Consider the following 23,451-nt stretch of genomic DNA (forward strand, 5'->3'; position numbering starts at 1 on the left):
ATGCCATCACTGCTGCCGGATCCCTGAATTCAGCAGCAAGAGCAGCACTGCTTCTTTGCCCGCTCAGCGATGAGCGATCAGGCGTGCATTCGCGCGGCGGCGCATCCCGACCCCTGAATGGTTACGGATGGCAACTACTGAAGTGTCGCCATCAGCCCGGCCCTGGAGGGAAGAGATCAAGCCCATCAGCTCATCGGTGCTCCTGAAGAGAGGCAATTATGATGTGGAAATGGGGAACAAGTCCAGCGGAGAGGAAAAGCCGCTACCAAGTGCTAGGGGTAACCCTTCTCTACACAGTGCACTCCAACACCAGTTAGCGCAATCCCCATATGAGTGGGGCGAACGGCTGTAGGCACATTCATGTGACGCCCCAGGCATGGGGGCTATCCCCACGTGTGTGGGGCGAACTGCATCGAAGCGTTGCATTGGCAGCGCAAGAGCACGGGCCATCCCCACGTGTGTGGGGCGAACGATGTAGCTCATCGTGGAGGATCCGGGTCGGGACGGGCCATCCCCACGTGTGTAGGGCGAACCGCTGCTTCCTGCTCTGCAGCATGTTGAGCATCACGGGCCATCCCCACGTGTGTGGGGCGAACTCAGGCGCTAGGCCGCAGGCGACCGTAAGGGCGGCGGGCCATCCCCACGTGTGTGGGGCGAACGAGTGCGAGCTGCTTTGCGGTCAAGCCAAGGCCCGGGCCATCCCCACGTGTGTGGGGCGAACTGTGCCGCGCCTGCAAGGCTTGAGCCCGGCAACGTCGGGCCATCCCCACGTGGGTGGGGCGAACTCATCCTCAGGATCCACCACCTGGCTGTCACCACGGGCCATCCCCACGTGTGTGGGGCGAACTTGCCCCGAGCCTGCTCGATGAGGGCGAAGCCTTCGGGCCATCCCCACGTGTGTGGGGCGAACTGAGGAGATGCCTGATCCAGGCGGCGGTGTAGGGCGGGCCATCCCCACGTGTGTGGGGCGAACGAGGTGGGGATGTCATTCATACTGGCCTCATACCCGGGCCATCCCCACGTGTGTGGGGCGAACAACGGTCTGAGTGCCGGTGGTCACCGCAGCGCACGGGCCATCCCCACGTGTGTGTGGCGAACCATGATGTCCCCGCCGGCGCCCTTGAGCTGAGCCGGGCCATCCCCACGTGTGTGGGGCGAACGGTGGGGTGATCCACCTCCCCGCGGTGCTCGCCCGGGCCATCCCCACGTGTGTGGGGCGAACACCTAGCAAAAACTAGGGTTTTATGCCGCAACTGGCACTGAAGTCTCAGCTGGCGCAATCCCGGCCAGCACTCCACCCATCTTGTGACTTGTGGCCCCGATCGCCCGCAGCGCACGGCCGTCATCACCTAGCGACCTGGCCGCCACATCCCAAGATCCGCGCACCGCAGTACACAGCGCCTGGTGCCATACGTCCAGCACCACCTCAGCATCGACACCATCACCGAGTGCTTCCACCAATGACCAGAACGGTGCCTCCAGCGCTGCCCAGTACAGCGCTTGTACCTGGGTGGACTTTTGCAAGTTCTTCAGTTCAGCCTTGTTCGCCAACCCGCCAGCACCTTTGGTCAGCCAGGCGGTGAACAGCGCTGATATCGCCCCGTAGAGAGCCTTGTGGGTGGCCTCAGCTTGCTCCAGCGCTGATTGCGCTTGTGACACCGCGTTGCCCTGGACCAGCAACCTTGGATGTACCCGGCGTTCCTCAAGCCGCCACATCACATGCCGCGCCTGATCGGTCAGCAGACCCCCTGCCACTAGGTGAAGGGGTTCGTACTCGCCGCGATCCATGCGGACCGTGACAGCGTTCTGGATCACGGCAGGAGCCGTAGTGCCTTCGCCGCCTGTCATCGCCTGATAGTCCCGCCAGGTGGCGCGGTCGGCGTTGATCATCAACGGCATCGGCCCCGTCTTGCGCTGCACTAGGGCCGCCATCGGATCTGGGATCGGCGCCTCACCGAGACCAAAGCCCTCGGCGTAGAGCACCTGCCTCAGCAGGCCATCGCCATCAGGCAGCAGCAGTACCGAGCGGGCCAGATGGACATAGCGCTGAGCCGGACCAGCGGGGATCACGGGGTCAGGCTTACGCAGCTGCTCGATGGTGGGTAGCTGCGCCTCCCACGGCGGTAGATCCACAAGGTGCTGAGCAGCGGTCTGCGGGACAAGCGACAGGGCCAACGTCTCCTGCAGCGTGTCCCCGGTGGGGAGCATCAACAGAATCTTGACCGCAGGGGCGTCGTTGCCGGATGTCCTGAGCGCCTTGACCAGCCCACCAGGCGTGAACTGCTGGTGCGCCACCAGCAGACGGGCCGCTTCAGCGAGTGTGATCGGTTCGGGGTCTGCATCCACTGAGTGGTCCCACAGCATCCGGCCGGAGCCATTGGCGCGATCACCAGCGAGACGAGTCCAGGGGGAAGGCTCTAGAAGATGTCCAGCTGGCGCGGCTTTGGTCGGTTTCTTGCGAGCAGTCACCAGGTCCGGGAGCTGTAGGAACGGCCGCTCAGGATCGAGCAGGTCAAACCGTGAGGACCACTCCGTCAGGTACGCGTCGATGCGATCTGAGGGCCAGGCATCGAGCAGGTCGCTGCGGTCTTCAGCATCACCAGGGCCAATGGCGCGGTGGCAGATCGCCAGCAGCAGGCGGTAGATCGCCAAGTGCTCGGTGGGATTGACGGCAGCGACACCACGCCAGCAGTCCGGGCTGAGAAGGGCATCTCGGAGAGAGGCGAGCTGTGGGCTGCCGTCTGCAGCGAGCAGCGGCAGCCAATGCTCACTGAGCAAGGAGTAGGACATGATGAGACATAGATGTGTCGCAAGTGTGGCAGTAGTGTGGTGTCAAGCGGTAGCTGCGAGTGTGTGCGTCAGCGCCATCACGGTCGCAGCGCTCAAAACACCCCTATTCGATCCATCCCCACGCGTGTGTGGCAAACGTAATGGCGGCAGGAGTGGCAGGCGCGTGGTCAGCCGGTCCATCAGCATGTGGGTCAGACAATTTGCAAACATTGTGCTTTCGCCCTGTCAGGACACCCGAAGACCACTCAACCGATAACCAGACCCAGAACCGGGTCCAGCCGTACGGCAATACCAGGAACTGACGCCATTCCCTGATTGTCGAGGTGCAGTGGAAAGTGGTGCGCGAGACCGGGAACATCACACCACCCAGGCGGCAGTACTGCAGCACGAACGTGTTGCAACAGTTGTCGGCGACTAACCCGCATGTAGCGGTTCACCAACCGTTCAAGGTTCGCACCATCACTTGGGAATACTGGCACCACCGAAGCACTGTCGTCGCCAAGTCGTGTCCCGAATCTCAGCCCACCGTCCTCTGCCAGCGCATCATCGATGGCCGGCTGCTCCACCCGCAGGCTCCAGTCACCTGGTGCAGGAAGGGCCGCCTGGCTCGACAAAGTCACCATCCGCGCTTCATCCACCAGGTGCTGCGGCAAGGCCGCCTCAATCGCTGCCTCCAGCGCACCGCTCGCCCCCAGTGGCCCGCCGCCGTAGACCTCCTGCACACCGCGGTCGATGTCATCAGGCAGCCGTAGAACCGGATTGCCACGCAGCCACGCTGCTGACCGCAGCACCAGCCACTGGTCGTAGACGTAGCTGCTCAGCTCCTCCGGAGGCACCGTCTGGCTCAGGCCAGCCACGTAGACCACGGGCTGCTCAAAGCCCGCCGGCCGTGGTCGCTCCAGGTGACGGTGGATTCGCCCCTCACGCTGCAGTACTAGGTCAATCGGTGCCACATCGGTGATCAGCACATCGAAGTCCACATCTAGCGATTGCTCCGCCACCTGCGTCGCCACCAGGACCTGCCCATCACGGGCACTCCCGCCGGGGCCGAACATCGCCAGCACCTGCTGTTCGATCTGCAGCCGCTGGTCCATCGGGAATCTCGCGTGAAACAGCGTCCGACCAACGTCCGGTGGCAGCGCCTGGAATAGCTCCTGCGCACGCACCACCTTGTTGACCACCACCAGCACCCTTGCGCCGGCAGCAGCCCACTGCTCGGCCGCACGGGCTACGGATGGCACATCGTGCGCCAGGCCGTTTACCTCCACATGCTGTTGACGGCTGGCGGCGAATCCTGTCGTTCGCACTAGGCCAGGCACTGCCCAACTCACCCGTGGATACTTCGCCACTGGAACATCAATGTCCCCGGCCCAGGTGCGCAGGATCGACTCACGCGTGGCCGCTGGCAGGGTGGCACTCATCAACACCACCCGACAGTTCAATGCCTGCAGCCAGGCGATCAACCGTTCGATCAATCCACCGGTGTAAGCGTCGTAGGCGTGCAGTTCATCGAAAACCACCGTGCGTTGACTTAACCCGTACTGCCGCACGAACCAATGCTGGGCGTTGAGCACACCGATCAGCGATTGATCAACGGTGCCGATGCCATTGGGGCACAGCAGGGCACGCTTCGAACCACGGAACCACCAGCCCGCCTGCACCGAAGACTCCCTGGTGCCGAGTCCGATCTCCCGCAGCCGTGCGGCCGCCACAGACGGGCCGCCAGCGCCGTGGGCCAGGGCCACCTGCACCGGCAGGCCGTCGCCCGCCCTCACCAGGTGCTTGCTCACGCGACCGAGCAGTGCGTTGGCGGTCGCCTGGGTTGGCATCGCCATGTAGAGCCCTCGGCTGCCGCAGCTTGATGCCAGACCCGCCTCAGTCTTGCCCTCGCCCATCGGCGCCTCGATCACGATCAGCCCTGGTGCATCCCCAAGCTCATCGAGCACCTGCGCAACAGCCTTCTGCAGCGGTCTGGGTGCCATCCCGGGAGCGAGTGCTGTGGCGATCGCTGTGCTGCCATCGACGTGTTAGATCGACTGTTCTGTCAGCCCCACCTCCACCAGTGCGGTACGGGCCAGCATCCGTGACTGCTTGAACCAGGTGGCATCAGGCGGTGGCGCACCAGCCAGTCGCACCGGGCGGCACAACGCATCGCTGGAGCCAATCCAGTCCGCCACTGTCGTCAGCCCCATCAGCCAGGCCAGCTGCGCCGTGCGGGTGGGGGCATCAGCCGACAGTGATGGCAGCCCGGTGGCGGCAGCACTGGTGCGCACGATGTGGAACAGCTCGTCGTGCGCCTTGCACCAGGTCGGTGTGAACCGCCAGCGGCCGGCGGCCTGCAGCTCGGTCGGGGGGATCAGGTTGCCGTGGTGTGCACCAACGGCCTGAGCCAGCGCTGATGCCGTTCGACGAGCCACACCCAGGCGGGCCAGGCGATCCGTGAGCAGCGGCACCGTCGAGGCATCGTGCCGATCAGGAGCACCTGGTGGGTAGTCGAAACCAGCGGTAAAGCCGTGCTCACGACCCGGCTCCCATTTCTCCTGGAAGCCTGGGGTGGCCTTACCGAGGTCGTGACAGCCGACCAGGATTGCTGCCCATTCGATGGAGCACGGCGACTCGACCGGGCAGGGGATGATCGACACCAGCTCATGGGCCACGGCCGCGACATCCAGCAGATGATGCGCCAGGGAATAGCCAGGTGTGAAGCGTGACTCCTCCCCGCCCGGGGCGTACTCGTCGGGGGAGGGCAGGCTCTTGGCCCAAAGCGCAGTGCAAGCCAGCGTCACAACGCATAAGCGTGCTAGATGCAATAGTAGCAGAAGTGCATTTCTTATGTCACACTGGTGACACCCGCTAGCGACGGAGAGCCCGTCGGGGCGCGTCACTACGTCACCCGCACGACAATGCCAAGCGCCAAGCCCCGTGTTGGCTGGATCGTCAGTCCTGGTCTCGTCTCCCTGCTTCAGATCCTGGCGGCCGTCAACTACCGCTCCGTCAGTGGTGAAGCTGAAGCGGCCGTCTCCTCCTGGGTGATCAGCAATGCGGCCATGCTCAGAACCGCCCTGTCCCAGGCCGAGATGACAGAAAGACTCGGGCTTAAGCCTGATGGCGTTCAGGGCCTGATCGACAGCCTCGACGCCCTTCAGGCTCTGCGGGGAGATAACAAGTCGGTGCCTATTCATCAGACTGTGGTCGAGGCGTGACCCAGGACTGACTCAAAGTGTGTCACAGTCGCCTTGGCCTGAGCTGCCAGCATGGGTTCGCTCGACGCGCTCATGCTGAGATGCCTGACCAGGCTGCGCCTACTGGCGGATCCCGGCGTCGGTGGCCTCACTACCAGCTTGCTGGCGGTGATCGAAACCCCGGAAGCGATGGAGGCCTACCGGCTGGCCCAGGGTCGGGGCTGGCTCAAGGCGTAGGCAGCAGAGGGGCTCAGCCTCTGAGCAGCTGCCGCAGGAACTGATCGCTCAAGGCCACCGCCGTGGCCCAGTTCTCCGCCTCGCTGAGGCCGGAGCTGCGGGTGGGCTTGAAGCTGTGGTCCCCGCTGGGGATCCAGCGCAGCTGCACCTGCGGCGAGAGGCTGTAGGTCTCCACCTCCTCGCGGCGGCCGAAAGTGTCGCGTTCGCCCTGCAGGATCAGGGTGGGTGTGTTCAAGGCGGCCAGGTGCTCGGTGCGCAGCTGCAGCAGCTTGCCGGGCGGGTGGAAGGGATAACCCAGACAGATGCAGCCGCGCACCCCATCGCTGGCGGCCAGCTCATCGATCAGCAGGCTGGCCACCCGGCCGCCCATCGACTTGCCACCGATGAACAGCGGTCGGCCCGGATGCGGCGTCTTCTCCAGCCGCACCTGCTGGCGGAACGCCTCCTGCAGCACCGGCATCCGGTTGGGTCCCTGACGCCTGCCCAGGATTCTCTGCCGGGCCATGTACGGAAACTCGAAGCGCACCACCCGCCAGCCCTGCTGCGCCAGTCCGCTGACGATGGCCGCCATGAACGGGCTGTCCATCGGTGCCCCAGCCCCATGGGCCAGCAGCAGGGTGGCCGGCGCGGCGTCGGGCCCATCGATCAAGCGTGGCGCAGAGACGGAGCGACTGGATCCATGGGTCGATCTTGGTGGAGCCTTCGGCCTCAGGTCCGCCCTGATGCAGGGCTGATTCAAAGTGTGTCACAGGCGCTCTGGCCTGAGCTGCCAGCATGGGGTTTGGTCGGTGGTATCGCCTTCTCCCTGTGCCCGATACCGCCTCTGCCGCAACTGATCTTGATCTGATCAGTTACCTGCAGGCGATACCGGATGCCCGCATGCGGCGTGGGGTCCGCATTCCGGCCTGGTATCTGCTGTTGGTGGCGGTGCTCGGAATCCTGAGCGGTTGCCAGAGCCTGAGGGATCTGGAGCGGTTTGCTCGCCGTCACCACGGCGCGCTCACCAAGTCGCTTGGTCTTGAACTGCGGCGGACCCCATCGGATTCGGCGTTCCGCTACTTCTTCCTGCAGGTTGATGTTGCGTCCTTGTGCGCGTCCATCCGCGACTGGACGATCGCTCAGATCCCAGGTGGTGCAACGGGACTGGACCAACTGATTTGTGATGGCAAGACGCTGCAAGGCTCCATCGAGTCCACGAAAGGTGGTGGCTCAGCGTTCATTGCCCAGGTGACGCTCTACTCGGCCGCTTTGGGAGTGGCGATCAGCCAGGCCTGCTACGCCACCGGTGAGAACCACGAGCGGGCAGTGCTCCGGCAACTGCTCGGGGAGCTTGATCTCGAAGGGGTGCTGATCCAGGCGGATGCGCTTCAAACCCAGAAACCGTTTTCGGGCAGCTCCAGGAGCAGGGGGCCGACTTCCTCCTGACCGTCAAGGGGAACCAAAAGACACTGCATCGCCAGATCCGATGCCAGTTCCAGGGGAAACGCCACATCCCTGTAGAGGCAAGTGTTTTGGAGGAGGGTCATGGTCGTGCCATCACCTGGACGCTCCGCGCCAAACAGGCACCGGAGCACATCCGCCAGGCCTGGAGCGGCACCAGCTGGATCGTGGAGGTGAACGGCACTGGAACCCGCGACGGCAAGCCGTTCCAGGCCATCCATCTGTTTCTCACCAGCCTGCGCACCACCCCAGAAGCGCTGCTGCAACTGGTGCGCGACCGCCGGAGCATTGGGGGCTGGCACTGGATTCGTGACACCCAGCTCCATGAGGATGCCCACCGCTACCGGGGCAATGGGGCTTGGGCGATGGCCACGCTCAGGACGGCAGCCCTCAACCTGCTCCGATTGGCTGGATTTCAGTCGATTCGAGCCGGAATGCAGGCCGTAACTCACGACATCACGGCGCTACTGGCGATGGCACGAAGGCAACCCAACCAAGAGCCGAATTAATACTTTGAATCAGCCCTGGGTGGGGAGGTAGCGGGTCATCGGTGATTGGCTGCGCTGAACCGTGGCGGGAACTCTGCCGCACCAAGCATCTGAGGCAGGATCGATCAGCACAGCAGCAGCATCGGCCGTCGTTACGGTCAGAAGGAGTCTTCCGTCTGACCGGCGAAGCGGCCGGCGTAGCTCTCGCTGCCCTGCAGCTTCTGGAAGACGAACTGGCAGACCGCGGTGCCGGGATGTACGGCCAGGGGAGCGGGACCGAAGTTGCTCATCTCCAGCACCTGCTGGCTGTCGATCCCCGGCCCCATGAAGGGGGCGCTGATGTGCACCATCAGGCCCAGCCGCGCGAAACGGCTGCGACCCTCCAGCCAGCCGCACAGCCCGGGGCCCAGGCGCAGCCGCTCCTGGGTGATGCCTAGCACCGTTTCGCCGGGCATGATCAGGATGTGCTGGCCCTCGGGCACCTCGATCTTCTCGGTGAGCTCCCGGTAATCGGTGTGCTCCCGCACTTCGATCACCTCATGCACCTTGCGGAACACGCGAAAGGTGGGGGCGAGGGTGAGGTCGAGAGAGGCGGGGCCCAGCCGCTCGGGATCGAAGGGCGTGATCGTGATGGAGCCCTGCTCGATCGCCTGCAGGATCGCCTCTCTCCCGAGAACGGCCATGTCTTTCCCTGGGAACAGGCGAGCGTGGATTGTGTCAGGCGGTCTACCGCGTCAGCTGCCGAGCCCTGATCAGCCACCGGGCATTGGCGGCAGCAGGGCGCCTTCGAAGGGGGTTTCGGTGTGGGTGTCGATCGGGTGCCACTGCTGCGCGTGGGTAGGGAGATGGCGGGTCATGGGCGGTGAGGAGAAGGGGGCTCCGGGGTAGCGGCCAGACCGTCAATGGTCTGCTCCAGCAGATCGCGGCCGCTGTCGTACACGAGGCGCGGCACTGGCCGGCCGGCATCGGTGGCGCCCAGACGGCGGGCGGCGGCACGGCGCCGCTTCAGCCGAGGATCGGCGCTGCTGGCCGCCTGGGCCCAGGCCTGGCGGCGGATGTTGCGGGCCGCGATGGCACGGTTGCGCCACTGCTGCAGCGGCAGGCGAGCCAGGGGCAGGACCAGCAGCAACAGGGCGTAGCCGATGGCGAATCGCGCCAGCCAGGCCACAGGGGGCAGCCAGGCGGGCGTGATCGCCAACAGCCACGGAGAGAGCACCAGCAGGGCCCCGACGGCGATGCCATAGGCAGCCCGTTGCTCGACTCCGGCCCGGCTGAAGCGAAAGGCCCGCTCGCGCAGGGGCGGCACCGGCCCATCAACGCCGGCAGCGCTGGCGGACAGTGAGGGGAAGCAATGGATGAGGTCGCCGTCCTCACCCACCTCGGGGCGGCCGTCGAAGCGCAGAAGCACCGGCAGCATGGCGGCATCGGCTAGGTCACGGCGGCGGTCGGGATCGGAGGGACAGTCGGGCAGATCGAGCAGCGGGGCTAGGTCCTCGGCGATCACCACGCCACCGTGCAGGCGCAGGAAGGCGGCGATGCGGCGCCAGCGCAGCGGCTCGAGGCGGGCATTGGGATCGCCATCGCCGAACAGGATCGAAAACACAGCCCTGAGAAAGCCCACGGAGTCCGGATCGGCACCCTCGCCGGGCAGGTCCCAGAGCAGGCTCCACAGCTGCTGCATCGTGACGGAGGAGGAGCCCTCGTGCGCCAGGGCACTGATGCCGGAGACGAGCAGATCCAGGATGGTGACAGGCACCTGGGCGAGCAGCTGCAGCAACGCCAGGCCGAACTCGTCGCCCTTGTCGCTGGTGACCAGCCGCACGATCAGCAGCAGCAGGATGAACACCACCAGGGTGGTGACCAGCACCAGCACCAGCCCGAAGCTGAGCCGGATCAGCCGGGCGGCCAGGCGCAGGGCTGCCTGCAGCTGGGCATGCAGGCGTCGGCGGCCGCTGAGGGCCAACAGCCGCATCCGAAGCGCGGGAGGAAAGACGAACAGCAAGGTGCCGTCCTCGGCCACCTGCAGGCGACCGGACACTTCGGCCACCAGGGCCAGCAGCCCCTGCTCGACCTCCTGCAGGGACAGGCCGGTGCCTGCGGCCACTTCGCCGACGGTGCAGCGGCGCCCGCGGTTGCCGATCCAGGCGAGCAGGGAGGCCTCAACCGTCATGCTGTCGACCCCGGTGAGACGGCCAGGGCGCGGGTGCCGCGATCAGTCTGGATCAGGCCCTTCTTGAGCCAGCAGCCGAGGCACAAACGCTACCCCGGTTGGCCTGGACTTCAAGCGAAGCAGCCGGGGGATTGCGAGCAGCCGCTCCAACAGCAGTTCCAGCTTGCGGTCCTGCTCGCGCAACACTCCCAGGAAGCCCGCAGCGCTCAGAGCCAGCACGGCAAGCCAGGCTAGAGACGTCAACAGCACAGCCCTCAGGACTCCGGAACCACCCACCACTGCTGGCGGAGCATCGGCCTGGAGGACCGTCACGGCGGGTGATGTGTCACCGGTGTCCAGATTGAGGACCAGCCGCAGCACTGCTTCCGGCGTCACCGGAACGATGGCGGAGCTCAGTGCTGGCGATTGCGAGGTCTCCAGCAGTTCCTGGCGGCAGCAATGCAGTCCACCACCTGCCCAGAACATCCCCCACGCTCTGTTGTTCCGCTGGAGCACCACCCACCGCTCGGGTCTGGCGTCAAGCCGCGCCAGCTGAGCGGCCTTGGCCAGCGACCAGCTGCGGCCAGCCGCAACAGAAGGATGGGCTTCCAGAAGCAACTTCCCTTGCGGGTCACGGGTGAAACCCGTCACCACCTGCAGCGCAAAGACATCCACGATCTGGCACGGCACCGCTCGCTCGGTTTCGCGCCACTCCGGTGCCATGAACAGCAGTGCACCGCCGTGGCGGCGCAGACAGTCATTGACGAGCTGGTTTTCGTGCACCGTGCCCCTGTGCCAGGGGCAGTCACGCTAGGGAAAGTTGTGCCTCGCGCCAACAGCGCCTGAGGCCTTGACGCCACCCGTAATAGAAGCGAAAGCTTCCCTCAATCCTCGTCGTCGCTGGCGCCGACAGGGATCAGCCGGATCTGCTTCTTGCCCAGCTTGATCTCGAACTCATCGCCCGGCTTGAGGCCAAGCAGTCCGGTGTAGGCCATGCCGACCAGCAAGTTGCCGTTGCCCTGCACCTTGGCGATGTAGCTCAGACTGCGGGCACCTTGGCCTTTGCCATTGCCACCGCCATCTCCGAGGCTGACGCCCTTGGCCTCCAGCAGCGCCTCATAGAAAGCGGTGAAGTTGAGTCGCTCACTGCCGTCCTTCTTGCTGCTCAAATAGCCGCAGGCGCGCACCAGATCGGACTTGGAGGCATTTCCAAGCTCCTTGACTTTGGCGAGCAGATCAGGGCCGGTGAGTGCCATGAGTTTTAAGCATCAATTGCTGATAGTGTGCCCGCTCAGTGAACAGGAGGCACAATAGATCCGTCACGCAGTAATAGGAATGCACCGTAAAGCTATTTCCAGACATCAAGCCAGACCAGCCACCGCGGCCATTGGCGATTCAGATTCAGACCTGCGGGTTAACCTGAGACGCTCCAAGTCGCGTCTCGGAGAAGTATGGACACCCTATCCAGCCACTGAACAGATACTGCGGCGCAGCTCCACGACCCTTCGGAAGGGGTAGATCCTGCACCTGTATTAGGGTCTACGAGCTGGAATGGTCAAATAGGCAATCCACAGCTATGAAGCGACCATGACAGCGGCTTACGTGCTACAGGAAGCCTAAATGGATGCGATCTACACACTTTCAATAAAATGCGTTTGTGGAGCCTATCTCACCGAGCCCTTCTCGCGATTAGTTGAGCTGCATTCCAATTCCACGCTTGGTGATCTGCATGACCTCATCCAGGAGCTAACTGGTTTTGACGATGATCACTTGGCCACGTTCTACATGGCCAATACCTATAGAGGTACCAAGGTCTGGCTGGCCGAAGATGATGACTGGGAGGAGAACCCACGCGCCCCTGGTGACGGGCCGCTCTGGCAAATTCGTCTACATGATCTCTTCCCACTTCCCAAGCACAAGAAACTATTCTACTGGTTTGACTTCGGAGACGATTGGATATTCGAGATTGTAAAGAAGGGGAAAGATTCGACTTCCTGCGCTGGAGTCAAGTATCCTAATCTGATTGGGGAACAGGGTCTCAAACCTGAGCAATACCCAGACTGGGAGGACGAATGAGGCCAGTGAAGGCTTTTTCATGGCCTTAGACCGAATACGATGGAAGCACTTTCCTTGGACCCAATGTTTATCAATGTTCTGCTTGTGATACTCCCATTGGAGATTCAGGAAACCGGGCAGTCTTGTCTATTGGGATGGTCAGCTCTGTCAGCAACTTCGTCAGGAGTCGCGAAGCCATTCGGCCAGCTTGGTGTAACGCCGCCGGCCCAGGTGGTTCTTCACTGCCATCGCCAACACCTTCTTCTGCCCCACCAGCACCACCAGCTGCATGCCGCCGGTCATGCCAACGTGGCGGCTTGCAGCAGCTCCAACCATCCGATCGAGAGGACTGCGCACAGGGCCGCCAGCAGTCACAGGTCCAGGCGATCCAAGCCAGCGTGGGTTTGGACGGTCCCCTCAGACTCGCTCCCTGCGAAACCCCTCAGCAAGGAGTCAGGCCACGCAGATTGGGAGCAGCCCAACCGGATCCACAGGCGTCGCTGATGTGTGGCCGCTACTCGCTCACCACCACGATCGATCAGTTGCTGCCAAGGCTCAAGGGTCCGCTGCCGAAGGGTTTCCTCGAGCAGTACCAGCCCCGGCAGCAAGTGCGGCCCGGCGAACCGCTGCTGATCCAGCGGCAGCAGCAGGGCCGGCCTGAGGTGGGCTATGCGCTCTGGGGGTTAGTCCCCAGCTGGCTGAAAGACACCCGCGGCAAAACCCGTCCGATCAATGCGCGCAGTGAAACGGTGAGCCAGAAGCCATTCTTTCGTGGTCCCTGGCGCCATCACCGCTGCCTGATTCCGGCCGATGGCTTCTACGAATGGCGGACGCCACCGGAAGGGGCAGGCCATGACCCCAAAGGGAAGAAGCAGCCCTACTGGATTCGCCGCCAGGACGGCGCGCCGTTCTGGCTGGGCGGCCTGTGGGACCACTGGATCGGTCCCGATGGCAGCGAACTCCAGACCTGCTGCATCCTCACCACCACCCCCAACGCCCTGCTGCGTCCGATCCACGACCGCATGCCGGTGGTGATCATGGATGGATGGGAAGAGGCCTGGTTGCTGCCGGAAGAAGCAGCCGAGCTTCGGGGGCTGGAGGCGTTGATGGCCCCTTGGGATCCCGCCGGTTGGGAGGCGATTCCGGTCGACTGGCTGTGATGTTCCCGATCTTCCTGGTCATCGATTGGGGTCATGGCCGTCGCTCTGCCCCACCGGTCGCAGGATCAGACCGCGTCGTCTTTTCTGGTGTTTCCGGGGGTCTTCATCCCTTCAGGAGCTGGATCCGAACAATGGTGCCGCTTCGGCATATTCGGCCTCGAACTCAAACCCTCCCTTTTCCATCTCCATCTCCAGCAGCATCTGGCCGAGCTACCCGACCACCCGGCAGACAGCTGGCAGCAGGGCCACTGGCGGCCTCTCAGCCCCCTGGACGAGCCGATGGCGCCGCCGCTGGAGTGGGTGGAGCGGGTGCTGTTCACGGACTGATCAACCCGGAGCTGGTCTCTTGCTGACTGGCACTGCCCAGGCTTCAACTGGACTGCTTTGCAACCGAACCGTTCTCGAAGTCATGGCCAGGCTCCCCACAGGGCCGCGATCTCCTGCCGCTCCGCCGCACAGGAGAACCGCTCCCAGGGGCTCCCTTTCACGTTCACCGAGGCCTCCATCGCCGTCGCTTCCATCTCGCGCTCAAGGTGGAGCCGGAAGCGACGAGCCATCGGATCCCGAGTTCGGCAGTGAATCCCCTCACCAGGCGGCTCTTTCTCCCTGGCGCCTCCGGAAACTCTGGCTTCTGGCGGCCCGTCGCCGAGCGTCTTCAGCACGGTGATGAAAAGATCCACCTGGGCTGGCCGGGTTTCGGCCAGACGCCATACATCCGTACAAGGCCAGTGCCTGGGAAGCTCATCGTGGATACGGTTCAGGAAGATCCCTCCGATCCCCCTTCCCTCCCGGTGCCTGACATGAATTGGACGCCCAGACTCCCCCTCGACGACGAGGACTCACCCGAGTCGCCGGATCGCACGCTCCAGGACCTGAGGGAAGAACTCACCGGTGAACCCCCGCCGGCAGGGGATGCCGAGGAGGAGGACAGCACCAAACTGACCGAGGCCGAACTCGAGGGCGCCTCGGGCGTCGAGTCCCCCCCAGGTCGCATCGACTGAGATGGCCATGCGACTGGAAAGCCCCGCCTTTCGTGAAGGGGAGTGGATCCCCCGGATCCACTCCGGGGAGGGCCGCGATCTCTCCCCACCCCTGAGCTGGAGCGGAGCTCCGCAGGGGACCCGTTCGTACGTGCTGATCCTGGATGATCCCGATGCTCCGGCCGGGCTCTGGATTCACTGGGTGCTGTTCGATATCCCAGCCGACTTGCACGAACTCCCGGCGGGTCTCCCGCGCACGCCCATCCTGGAGAACGGCTCCAGGCAAGGCAACTGCTGGGGCGTGACCTCCTTCAGTCGCATGGGATATCACGGGCCGCTGCCTCCGCCCGGCCAGCCCCATCGCTACCGCTTCACCCTCTCCGCCCTCAATCAACAGCTGGCCTTACCGGCCGGAGCCTCGGCGGCCGAGGTTCGCTCCGCCATGGAGAAACATGCCCTGGCGGAGACCGTGCTGACGGGGATCTACGGGCGAGGCTGAGGGGCTCAATCACCACTCAGACCGACATCCATCCAATCCTTACAGGCCGAACGGATAGGTGTCGGGCATCCCCTTGAGTTCCGCAGTCTCGAATGGCGTGACGGCACGGGTCCGGTCGAACCAGATGTACTCGTCGAACTGGCGAGGCAGCACGGCCTGGAAGTAGTGGCTCTGAAGTTCGGTCTCGGGGCGGTAGATCACGCCGATCGCCCGTTCGAGCCGCGGCTTCATCAGCGCCTGGCACAGCGCTTGCGAGGCGGGCTGCCGCAGAGGCAGCAGGAACTGTGGTGCGCCACTCTCGTGGCACAGACGTTCGTAGCTCTGCTCCAGCGACGGCCGCACACTCTTGGTGAGCATCGGGCCGTCTGAGTCCGTCGCAGCGGCGACGGTGCCGTCGTGCGTGCCGAAGCCGATGGAATAAGCGGCAGTGCCGAGCTGTTGCCTGCAGAGCTGGCCGATATTGAATTCGCCTCGCCTCGACATCTCGGTGGCGCTGGCATCGCCGATATGAGAGTTGTGCGCCCACACGACGCCGCGGCTCTCAGGGCCGTGATGCTGCAGCAGGTTCATCAGGGTGTCGAACATGTGCCCGTCGCGCAGGTTCCACGATGCCCTTGAGCCGTAATACATGATCCGGTAATACTGCTCAGCGTTGGAGACGAGCAGAGCGTTCTGGCTGGCGTCGAGAAAACGCTCGCCATCATGTTCGGCGTAGACCTGTTCCTTTCGGCGCAGGTCCTTGAGCACGGCAACGACCGGAGTCTCGCAACTTCGATAGCTGCCGGTGATCGCGGCATGACCATAGGTGGCCGGCTCTGCCTCCCATGGCGTGAGACAGCCGTAACGCAGCTGTGCCACCTGCGCCGTCTGTGGGTCGACGTCCTTCAGGTAATCGAGAACCGAACGGATCGAGCTGTAGAGGCTGTACAGGTCAAGTCCACGGAATGCGACGCGCTGCGCGGGCTCGTGGGCAGCGTTGTGGGCCCGCAGCCAGTCGACGAAGGTGCGCGTCTCGCCATTGCGCCACATCCAGGTGGGAAAGCGTGCAAACGCGGTCCACTCCGAGGGCGGAGTCTCCGCGTGACGCACGTAGTGATCGACACGGGCCGCGTCAGGCCAGTCGCCCTCGATCGCCACGAACGAGAACCCCTTGCGCTCGATCAGCTCGCGGGTGATTCGTGCACGCATCCTGTAGAACTCCGAGGTGCCATGCGAGGCCTCGCCGATCAGCACCACCCGTGCCTCGCCGATCCTTCCGAGCAGCGGTGCTAGATCAACCGAGTCGATGTCGCTGAACGGTTCGCAGGCAGCGGCAATCAGGCGGGCGACTTCGCGGTCGTCGACCACTGCCCGATCGACTGCCCGATCGGCAGGGGGCGACGGCTGCGGCTGCTGATCAGGTCGCTCCGGTGCCCATCCCTGCTCACCAATGAGCGGCACGAAGCGCACGTCGAGCAGCTCCTCGGTTGTGTAGTCGGATTCCGAGAGTCGGGTGATGCGGAGCAGTTCCTGAAGGCGTCGATCGGCGCCCACCGGGATCACCAGCCGGCCGCCGATCTTCAGCTGCTCCTTGAGGGAGCGCGGCACCTCGGGACCGCCAGCGGCCACCAGGATTGCGTCGAAGGGTGAATGCTCGGGCCAGCCCAGCGTGCCGTCTCCCTGCAGCACGTGCACGTTGTGGAATCCCTCCGAGGCGAGCGTCTCGGCTGCCTGGCTCGCGAGCTGGCCGTAGCTCTCTATGGAGTACACAGTTTTCGCGATCCTTGAGAGCACCGCCGCCGTATATCCCGATCCGGTGCCGATTTCCAGCACCGTCTCGTCGCCCTTCAGCAGCAGCGCCTCGGTCATCAGCGCCACGATGTAGGGCTGCGTGATCGTCTGGCCTGCCTCGATCGGCAACGGTGTGTCGTCGTAGGTGAATTCGCGCAGCTCTTCAGGCAGGAAGGCCTCGCGCTCCACGCTCCGCATCGCGTCAAGTACGAGTGGGGAAGAGATGCCGCGATGGGCAATCTGCCGTTCCACCATCGCGTGACGGCGGCGGATCGACTCGGTGTTACTGGCGGTGGCTGGATTCATGCTGCAACTCAAGCTATGTCGCGCCCGGGCTCCCCATTCATCTTGCTGGGGCCTTGCGGCCGAGCAGCCGGCGGGTGGTGGCGGTGATCTCTGCCTGGCTGGCTTTCGGCAGCATGGAATAGCGCCCGCCTCCGTGTCTGGCCAGCTCGGCCGCGAAGCCTGAAGCCACGTGGCGATTGCCGGTGTCGATCACCAGCAGCTCCATCCCGAGCTGGCGCATGGCCGCGGCGATGGTCAGCAGCTCCTGGCGCATCCCGTCGAGGCCGAGGGTTTCCATGGCATCGCTGCCGGGGGAGGCCAATGAACGGCTGAGCGAGACGTTGGCCTTGCCGTCGCTGATCAGCACGATCAGCACCTCGCCGATGTCCTTGGCGTTGCGTGCGTGCTGCCCCAGCCGCACCGCCAGGGCGAGGCCGTGGGCCATGGGCGATCCACCGCCACAGGGCAGACGCTCGAGCCGTCGGGAGGCGGCCGTGATCGAACGGGTGGGTGGCAGCAGCACATCGGCTTGCCTGCCTCGGAAGGCGATCAGGGCCACCTGGTCGCGGCTGCGGTAGGCCTCGCCCAGCAGTTGCAGCACCGCGCCTTTGGCGGCCTGCATCCGGTTCAGGGCCATCGAGCCGGAGGCATCCACCACGAAGATCACCAGGGCCCCGGCCTTGCGCGCCAGCAGCTTGACGCGCAGGTCGTCGTCGCGCAGCAGCAGGTGGCGACCGCGGCGCTCCGCCTCCCGCCGTCCCAGGGCCTGCCGCCGTGCCTTCTGATACGGAGCTGCTGCACGCAGGGTGGCGTCGATGGCGACGCGCTGGATCGGTCCGTGGGGCAGCACGGGTTTCACGTAGCGGCCGCGCTCCTGGGAGCGCACGATGCCGCGCCCACCGGCCTTGCCATGGCGACGGTGCACCCGGGCGGCCAACGCCAGGAGGTGGGGATCGAGCACGACTCCCTCCGGCGAGAAGACGAACTCCTCCGGGATGCTGCCGCTGGGCGGTTCGCCCGTCGCCGGCTCCGGCGGTGGCGGTTCCGCCGGTGGTGGATCCCCATCTGGTGGCGGTTCCGTGGGAGCCTCCGGTGCCCTCTGCTCGGGGCCAGGTGGCGGTTCGGCCGGGGCAGCGAAGCCGGCCGAACGGGGCAGGATCACCAGCTCCACGGCTCGGCGCAGATCGATGGCGTTCACGCTCCGGCGCCCCTGCAGAGCCGCATGGGCCCGGGCCACCCGCAGGGCGAACAGGTCGGCGCGATGACCCTCCACGCCGGCGCGGATCGCCTCCTCCACCAGATAGCGGGTCTGCTCCGGGGTCATCCGCACGTGGGGCAGGCGGCGGCGGCCCGCAACGATCTGCTGGCGCAGCTCCTCCAGACCGGGACCATGGAGGCTCCAGAAGGCGGCAGGATCATCGGCGTACTGCCGCACCCGCTCCACCGCCTCGACCCGGTCGTCGAGAGCCAGGGGCGTGTCGGACGACAGCACCATCGCGATGCGGTCGATCAGATGGGGCCGCAGCTCCCCTTCGGCGGGGTTGTAGGTGGCGATCAGCAGGGGGCGGCAGGGATGGCGGAAGCTGATCCCCTCGCGCTCCACCTGATGAACGCCATCGGCCACCACCGCGAGCAGCAGGTTGGCGAGGCCCTGCTCCAGCAGGTTGATCTCATCCACGTAGAGCACCCCACGGTGGGCCGCCGCCAGCAGTCCGGGCTGGAACACCGGCCGGCCCTGCCGTATCGAGGCAGTCACGTCGACCGAGCCGATCAGCCGGTCTTCGCTGACCCCCAGCGGCACCTGGACGAACGGCGTGGGCACAAGCCTGCTCACGGCCGTGCGGCTGATGGTGGCCCGATGGGCCCAGGTGGCGTCATCCCACTCCCAGGGGACGGCCGGGTCGGCATTGCAGCAGGAGTGGCGGATCACCCGGATCGGCGGCAGCAGGTCGGCCAGCGCCCGGGCCAGCACCGATTTGGCGGTGCCACGGCGGCCGGCGATCACCACCCCGCCGAGGCCTGGATCCACCGCCAGCAGCAACAGGGCGGTGCGGATGGCCTCCTGACCCACCACGGCATGGAGGGGGAAGGCCAGCGGCCATACGCCCTGGATCACACCGGGCTGCCGGCCACGGTCACGCCCTCCAGCTCGGCGTCGGTGAGGTCGTAGAGATCACGCAGCTTGTCGAGCTTCTCGGTCGGGGCGCTCCAGATGCCCCGGCTGCTGGCCTCCAGCATGCGGCCCACCACGTTGCGGAAGGCTTCGGGGTTGGCCTCGCGCAGCCGCTTCGCCATCGCCGCATCGAAGGCGTAGGTGTCTGCGGCCTGGTCGTAGACCCACTGGTCGCGGAAGTCGGAGGTGCCGGCCCAGCCGATCAGGGCCGTCATCCGCTGGGAGATTTCGTAGGCACCGCCGGAGCCCATCGCCGCCATCGACTCCGCCCAGCGAGGATTGAGCAGCTTGGTGCGGTACTCCAGCCTCAGCAGTTCCTCGAGCTCCCGGGGGGTTGTATCTCGGGAGAACGACTCCACGAAACTGGCGGCCACCTTCCGGCCCGGCCGGATATCGGTCTGCGCAACCTCGGCGGCGCGCTTGAGACCGCCGGTATTCGCGTAGTACTCCTGGATGTCGGTGAGGCCATACTCCACGGAATCGATCTGTTGCACCACCCGATCGGTGCTGCTCAGCAGGGAGGCCAGCACCTCCGGGCGGGACTGCCCCTTGTCGCAGTGGCCGTAGCTGTAGGTGTTGCGGTCCCGCCAGGTGGCAGCCAGCTCGTCGCCGCTCTCCCAGTTGGCATCCGTGACCCGATCGTTCACCAGGGAGCCGAAGTCGCCGGCGGGATTGGAGAACAGGCGGGCGGTGGGGTTCTCGATCCCTCGGGCTTCCAGTTCCAGTACATGGCGCCGGATCGCGTTGCGCTCCGGAGGTTCGTCGGCCTCGGCGGCACGGCGGAACAGGTCGTCAAGCAGTTCGACGATGTTCACGAAGCTGTCGCGGAAGATCCCCGAGAGGCTCACCAGCACGTCGATGCGGGGGTGATCCAGTGCCGCCAGAGGGCGCAGGTCGTAGCGGACGATGCGCCCCGTTGCTTCCTTCACCGGTTCGGCACCCACCAGCTCCAGCAGGATGGCCAGCGACTCGCCGCGGGTCTTGATCGCATCGAGGCCCCAGAGCATCACCGCCACGGTCTCGGGCCAGGCGCCGTCGTTGTCGCCGCGGTGCTTCTCGAGGATGCGCAGGGCGATGGCGCGGCCCCGGGCCGTCGCTCCGGGGGAGGGCATGCGGTATGGGTCCAATGCATGGATGTTGCGACCTGTCGGCAGCACCCCGGGGCCGTCGCGCAGCAGGTCGCCGCCGGGGGCGGGGGGGATGTATTCGCCCCCCAGGCCGCGCAACAGGTTGGTGAGTTCCTCGGAGGTGCGCTCCAGCAGCTGGGAGATCCGCAGGGCTTCGCCGATGCGCTCAGTGCCGGGATGGAGACGCTCCAGTTCCTTTGTAAGGCACTCCAGTTCTGCGTGGCCGCTGGGGGGGGGGCGCCGGCCGATCTCCTCCAGCACGGCCGGATCGAGGGCGTCGCCGAAGTACGCCTTGAGGTAGCCAAGCCGTTGCCCCGCATCCGGTGGCTGGCCGAGGGTGTGGAGGCCGCTGGAGAACAGCCTGTTCTCCAGCAGCTGCAGATAGGAGCTCAGCCGCACCAGCCAGGCGGTGAAGGCCTCCAGGTCGCTGCCGGCCGCCTCGGGAGCGGGACATTCGGCATCCAGTCCCGCATCGCTCACCTTCTTGAGGATGCCCTCCCGCAGGGCCTCGTTGCGCGCCGGATCCTCCCGATACTCGGCGATCAGATCCCGCAGCGCCAACAGCTCCCGGTACAGACCGGCACGGCCGTAGGGGGGAACGTTGTGGGAGACGATCACGCCGTAGCCGCGCCGTTTGGCGAGCATCGATTCGGAGGGATTGTTGGCCGCATACACGTAGAGGTGCGGCAGGTTACCCAGCAGGATGTCGGGCCAGGATGAACCCGTGTTGCCGAGGGGCGAGCCCGGCAGCCATTCCACGGTGCCGTGCATGCCGAAGTGCAGCACCGCGTCGGCGCGGAACGAGTGCTGCAACCAGCCGTAGAAGGCGGCGTACTGGGGGTGGGGCGTGAGATCGCGCTCGTACATCAACCGCATCGGATCACCCGCCACCCCCAGCGGTGGCTGCACGCCGATCCAGATGTTGCCGAGCTGCACGCCTCCCAGCAGGAAGCGATCGCCGAGGGTGCGGATGCCGGTGCCCGTGAGCGGCCCCCATTGCTTCTCGATGCGTGAGGTGTGCAGCGGCCCCAGCCACTGCCTCAGGTCGTCGACCGACACGGTGGAGGTCTGGGCCTCCTCGAACCGTTGACCTTCAGGAATTCGGGCGATCCAGGCTTCGTCGGCTTCCTTCACCCGCCGGATCAGCTCCTCGCCGCTGGCGGGCAGGGGGCCCACCGCGTAGCCGTCTGCGGACAGGGCCTCCAGCAGGCGCAGCAAAGAGGCCGGCACGTGGAGCAGCGCGGCCGTTCCGGTGGCGCCGTAGCCGGGTGGGAAGCCATAGAGCACGATCGCCAGCCGGCGATCGGAGGGCGGTTTGCGTCGTAGGGCGATCCAGGCGTTCAGCCGGCCGGTGAGGCGCTTGAGCCGCTCGGGAATCAGGTAGATGCGATCGCCCACCAGGCCGCCGAGGGGCACTGGATCGATCGCACCATCCAGTTCGGGCAGGGCGAAGAGCACCACGCTCTGCAGCCCGCCGATGCCCTGCCGGGTCCAGGAGTGGAGATCCTGGATCAGCAGGGGGGCCGCCACCACGTAGGGGACGTTCTTGGCCCGCAGGATGCGCTGGGCCACCTCCTCTCGGCGACCCGCCTGCATCGACCCGGCCGGACCGCCCACCAGAGGAAAGCCGATCGTGGAGACGATGGCATCAACAGCGACGGCCTGCCGGCGGCCGCCGCCGTCAGCCAGCTCGCTGGCGCTGGTCATCCAGTCGCGCACGGCCATGTGGCCCTCCACCCCGTTGATGAACACCGGCAGCGGCAGCAGCTGTGCCGCCTCGAAGGCGCGGATCAGCTGGGGGATGTAGGGCTGCTCCGTGATCACATGCTTGCGGTAGAGCAGCAGCCCCACCACCGGCCAGTTGCTCTGCTGCGGCGCGCTTTGGGGCCGTGTGCGGTGGAACCAGGCCAGGTAGTCGCTGGGGCTGCGGAAATACCCTTCGTGATCGGGATGCAGCAGGCCGAGATCGGGCGACTCCTGCGGCGGCGGGATCGTGCCCGGATTCAACCCAAGACCATGACGGGCCAGGTGGAGGAACAGGCTGGCCACATTGGCGGCGCCGCCGGCGTTCCAGTAGCCGTAGAGGAGGAGCCAGTGGCGCAGATCCTGGGCCTTGCGGGAGGGCAGAAAGCGGAGCAGCTTCGGGCCCACCTTGAGGAAGCCGATGTAGCCGGCGAGCTTGTCCTCCTCCCGTCCGCTGCCGAACTTGGCCAGCAGCGCCTGAACGGGACGGGGCATGCCGCTGGTCCCGGCGTCGATCGTGAAGCGCCCGAAGCGGGTGAGGGCCATGAGCTCGAGCGCCGACTCGAACACCAGTCGGATCGGGATCGATGCCACCCGCTGGCGCAACCACTCAACCTGGTCGTAGTCGAAGATCAGGCTGGCGAAGAAGGCATCGGCCCCCTGCAGCGCCGCCTCCACCTGAGCGGGCTGGGCGGCCAGGTCGCGATCGCTGAACACGTGGATCCCCAGCTGGGGGCACTGGGCCGTGGCCTTTTCGGCCGCCTGGCGATAGAGGCCGGCGTTGAAGGCTTCGAAACCGGCGATCAGAACGATGCGTTTCATGGCCTTCACGGCATCGCCATCAATCGATTCTGGAGCGCCGGCTGGGGCCGTGTGGCACTCCATGGCTGAAGGCCCAAGGGGAAGCAGGTGGTGGGAGAACAAATCGATTCCTCGCCCTCAACCGCGTCCTCGCCCTCAACCGCGCAAGACCACAACCGCGTCAGGGCGGCCAGCTAGCCCTCTGCCTCCAGCGGTCCGTTCAGGGCTGAGACGGCTTGGGGTTGATCACGACCTGGGTCAAGGCCGCCACCCAGCTGGGAGCAGAGCTGGCGGAACCCCCACGCCAGAATGCTTTCGGGGTGGAAACCTGGCTGCTCAACCTGGAAGGGAACCGACTGCCGCTGCTGGTCAGCTGAGCCACTCCGCCAGCTTGGTGTAACGCCTGCGGCCCAGGTGATTCTTCACGGCCATTGCCAGCGCTCTCTTCTGACCCACCAGCACCACCAGCTGCTTGCCGCGGGTGATGCCGGTGTACACCAGATTGCGCTGCAGCATGGCGTAGTGCTGGGTGAGCAAGGGGATCACCACGGCGGGGTATTCGCTGCCCTGGC

General features: G+C 65.5%; 24 protein-coding genes and 1 CRISPR repeat array. Of the genes, 10 read left to right on the plus strand and 14 right to left on the minus strand.

Features of this window, described 5'->3' with window-relative positions; all coding sequences use genetic code 11:
* Positions 1–315: 315 nt before the first annotated feature.
* A CRISPR array of direct repeats spans positions 316–1,222; the repeat unit is 29 nt; unit sequence CGGGCCATCCCCACGTGTGTGGGGCGAAC.
* A gap of 20 nt (positions 1,223–1,242) precedes the next feature.
* The 3 genes from casA to KBY93_RS14055 form a co-directional block, all read right to left on the minus strand.
* Positions 1,243–2,790, minus strand: a complete 1,548-nt coding sequence (gene casA, locus KBY93_RS14045; protein ID WP_255095053.1) for a type I-E CRISPR-associated protein Cse1/CasA — start codon at positions 2,788–2,790, stop codon at positions 1,243–1,245.
* Positions 2,791–3,035: 245 nt separating this feature from the next.
* Complete coding sequence (gene cas3 / locus KBY93_RS14050) at positions 3,036–4,772, minus strand: CRISPR-associated helicase Cas3' (protein ID WP_255095054.1); 1,737 nt, start codon at positions 4,770–4,772, stop codon at positions 3,036–3,038.
* Between the two features lie 45 nt (positions 4,773–4,817).
* Positions 4,818–5,576, minus strand: coding sequence for a CRISPR-associated endonuclease Cas3'' (locus tag KBY93_RS14055; RefSeq protein WP_255095055.1), 759 nt, complete (start codon positions 5,574–5,576; stop codon positions 4,818–4,820).
* A gap of 57 nt (positions 5,577–5,633) precedes the next feature.
* Here KBY93_RS14055 and KBY93_RS14060 point away from each other — a divergent pair, with 57 nt between their 5' ends.
* Together KBY93_RS14060 and KBY93_RS14065 are read left to right on the plus strand one after the other, a co-directional pair.
* Positions 5,634–5,993 carry a hypothetical protein gene (locus KBY93_RS14060; RefSeq protein ID WP_255095056.1) on the plus strand — a complete coding sequence of 120 codons (360 nt, stop codon included), beginning with the start codon at positions 5,634–5,636 and terminating at the stop codon, positions 5,991–5,993.
* Between the two features lie 72 nt (positions 5,994–6,065).
* Positions 6,066–6,209 (plus strand): hypothetical protein, encoded by a 144-nt coding sequence (locus KBY93_RS14065; protein ID WP_255095057.1) that lies wholly within the window; start codon positions 6,066–6,068, stop codon positions 6,207–6,209.
* Between the two features lie 13 nt (positions 6,210–6,222).
* Here KBY93_RS14065 and KBY93_RS14070 read toward each other — a convergent pair whose 3' ends face one another.
* A complete protein-coding gene (locus tag KBY93_RS14070) occupies positions 6,223–6,858 on the minus strand; it encodes an alpha/beta fold hydrolase (RefSeq protein ID WP_255095058.1) in 636 nt (211 codons plus the stop codon).
* 158 nt (positions 6,859–7,016) lie between these two features.
* Between KBY93_RS14070 and KBY93_RS14075 the strand changes: the two genes are divergently transcribed.
* Both KBY93_RS14075 and KBY93_RS14080 read left to right on the plus strand, forming a co-directional pair.
* A complete protein-coding gene (locus tag KBY93_RS14075; protein WP_255095059.1) occupies positions 7,017–7,634 on the plus strand; it encodes an ISAs1 family transposase in 618 nt (205 codons plus the stop codon).
* On the plus strand, positions 7,631–8,158 hold the full coding sequence (locus tag KBY93_RS14080; protein ID WP_255095075.1) for a transposase: 528 nt from the start codon (positions 7,631–7,633) through the stop codon (positions 8,156–8,158). The genes KBY93_RS14075 and KBY93_RS14080 overlap by 4 nt, the downstream gene beginning before the upstream one ends.
* A gap of 137 nt (positions 8,159–8,295) precedes the next feature.
* Here the strand turns inward: KBY93_RS14080 and dcd are convergent, their stop codons facing one another.
* The 4 genes from dcd to KBY93_RS14100 form a co-directional block, all read right to left on the minus strand.
* Positions 8,296–8,820, minus strand: a complete 525-nt coding sequence (dcd, locus tag KBY93_RS14085) for a dCTP deaminase (protein WP_255095060.1) — start codon at positions 8,818–8,820, stop codon at positions 8,296–8,298.
* A gap of 170 nt (positions 8,821–8,990) precedes the next feature.
* Positions 8,991–10,307, minus strand: coding sequence for a hypothetical protein (locus KBY93_RS14090; RefSeq protein ID WP_255095061.1), 1,317 nt, complete (start codon positions 10,305–10,307; stop codon positions 8,991–8,993).
* 42 nt (positions 10,308–10,349) lie between these two features.
* Positions 10,350–11,069 (minus strand): hypothetical protein, encoded by a 720-nt coding sequence (locus KBY93_RS14095; protein WP_255095062.1) that lies wholly within the window; start codon positions 11,067–11,069, stop codon positions 10,350–10,352.
* 101 nt (positions 11,070–11,170) lie between these two features.
* Positions 11,171–11,542 carry an AbrB family transcriptional regulator gene (locus KBY93_RS14100; RefSeq protein WP_255095063.1) on the minus strand — a complete coding sequence of 124 codons (372 nt, stop codon included), beginning with the start codon at positions 11,540–11,542 and terminating at the stop codon, positions 11,171–11,173.
* Between the two features lie 364 nt (positions 11,543–11,906).
* On the opposite strand from KBY93_RS14100, the gene KBY93_RS14105 reads away from it, so the two are divergent.
* Positions 11,907–12,362, plus strand: coding sequence for a plasmid pRiA4b ORF-3 family protein (locus KBY93_RS14105; protein ID WP_255095064.1), 456 nt, complete (start codon positions 11,907–11,909; stop codon positions 12,360–12,362).
* A 159-nt stretch (positions 12,363–12,521) separates the two neighbouring features.
* Here the strand turns inward: KBY93_RS14105 and KBY93_RS14110 are convergent, their stop codons facing one another.
* Positions 12,522–12,644, minus strand: a complete 123-nt coding sequence (locus KBY93_RS14110; protein ID WP_255095065.1) for a hypothetical protein — start codon at positions 12,642–12,644, stop codon at positions 12,522–12,524.
* A gap of 200 nt (positions 12,645–12,844) precedes the next feature.
* Here KBY93_RS14110 and KBY93_RS14115 point away from each other — a divergent pair, with 200 nt between their 5' ends.
* Together KBY93_RS14115 and KBY93_RS14120 are read left to right on the plus strand one after the other, a co-directional pair.
* Positions 12,845–13,501 carry an SOS response-associated peptidase gene (locus KBY93_RS14115; RefSeq protein WP_255095066.1) on the plus strand — a complete coding sequence of 219 codons (657 nt, stop codon included), beginning with the start codon at positions 12,845–12,847 and terminating at the stop codon, positions 13,499–13,501.
* Positions 13,502–13,534: 33 nt separating this feature from the next.
* The gene (locus KBY93_RS14120) at positions 13,535–13,828 is read left to right on the plus strand and encodes a hypothetical protein (protein ID WP_255095067.1); all 294 of its coding nucleotides are present in this window, start codon (positions 13,535–13,537) and stop codon (positions 13,826–13,828) included.
* Positions 13,829–13,908: 80 nt separating this feature from the next.
* Here KBY93_RS14120 and KBY93_RS14125 read toward each other — a convergent pair whose 3' ends face one another.
* On the minus strand, positions 13,909–14,058 hold the full coding sequence (locus KBY93_RS14125; protein ID WP_255095068.1) for a hypothetical protein: 150 nt from the start codon (positions 14,056–14,058) through the stop codon (positions 13,909–13,911).
* A gap of 243 nt (positions 14,059–14,301) precedes the next feature.
* Between KBY93_RS14125 and KBY93_RS14130 the strand changes: the two genes are divergently transcribed.
* Together KBY93_RS14130 and KBY93_RS14135 are read left to right on the plus strand one after the other, a co-directional pair.
* On the plus strand, positions 14,302–14,502 hold the full coding sequence (locus KBY93_RS14130; protein ID WP_255095069.1) for a hypothetical protein: 201 nt from the start codon (positions 14,302–14,304) through the stop codon (positions 14,500–14,502).
* Positions 14,503–14,509: 7 nt separating this feature from the next.
* Complete coding sequence (locus tag KBY93_RS14135) at positions 14,510–14,980, plus strand: YbhB/YbcL family Raf kinase inhibitor-like protein (RefSeq protein ID WP_255095070.1); 471 nt, start codon at positions 14,510–14,512, stop codon at positions 14,978–14,980.
* A 39-nt stretch (positions 14,981–15,019) separates the two neighbouring features.
* Here the strand turns inward: KBY93_RS14135 and KBY93_RS14140 are convergent, their stop codons facing one another.
* The 3 genes from KBY93_RS14140 to KBY93_RS14150 are packed head-to-tail and all read right to left on the minus strand — an operon-like array spanning position 15,020 to position 22,963.
* Positions 15,020–17,056, minus strand: a complete 2,037-nt coding sequence (locus KBY93_RS14140; protein WP_255095071.1) for a protein-L-isoaspartate(D-aspartate) O-methyltransferase — start codon at positions 17,054–17,056, stop codon at positions 15,020–15,022.
* Positions 17,057–17,093: 37 nt separating this feature from the next.
* Positions 17,094–19,151, minus strand: a complete 2,058-nt coding sequence (gene bchD, locus KBY93_RS14145; RefSeq protein ID WP_255095072.1) for a magnesium chelatase ATPase subunit D — start codon at positions 19,149–19,151, stop codon at positions 17,094–17,096.
* Positions 19,148–22,963: a cobaltochelatase subunit CobN gene (locus tag KBY93_RS14150; protein ID WP_315856418.1), complete on the minus strand. Its 3,816-nt coding sequence runs from the start codon at positions 22,961–22,963 to the stop codon at positions 19,148–19,150. The genes bchD and KBY93_RS14150 overlap by 4 nt, the downstream gene beginning before the upstream one ends.
* Positions 22,964–23,121: 158 nt before the next feature.
* On the opposite strand from KBY93_RS14150, the gene KBY93_RS14155 reads away from it, so the two are divergent.
* A complete protein-coding gene (locus KBY93_RS14155) occupies positions 23,122–23,256 on the plus strand; it encodes a hypothetical protein (RefSeq protein ID WP_255095073.1) in 135 nt (44 codons plus the stop codon).
* On the opposite strand, the gene KBY93_RS14160 is transcribed toward KBY93_RS14155, so the two are convergent.
* On the minus strand, positions 23,249–23,451 hold a 203-nt coding region (locus tag KBY93_RS14160), incomplete at its 5' end, for an ATP-binding domain-containing protein (RefSeq protein WP_255095074.1). The two genes, KBY93_RS14155 and KBY93_RS14160, sit on opposite strands and share 8 nt — an antisense overlap.

It is taken from the genome of Synechococcus sp. J7-Johnson (assembly GCF_024345795.1).
GTDB lineage: Bacteria > Cyanobacteriota > Cyanobacteriia > PCC-6307 > Cyanobiaceae > Regnicoccus_A.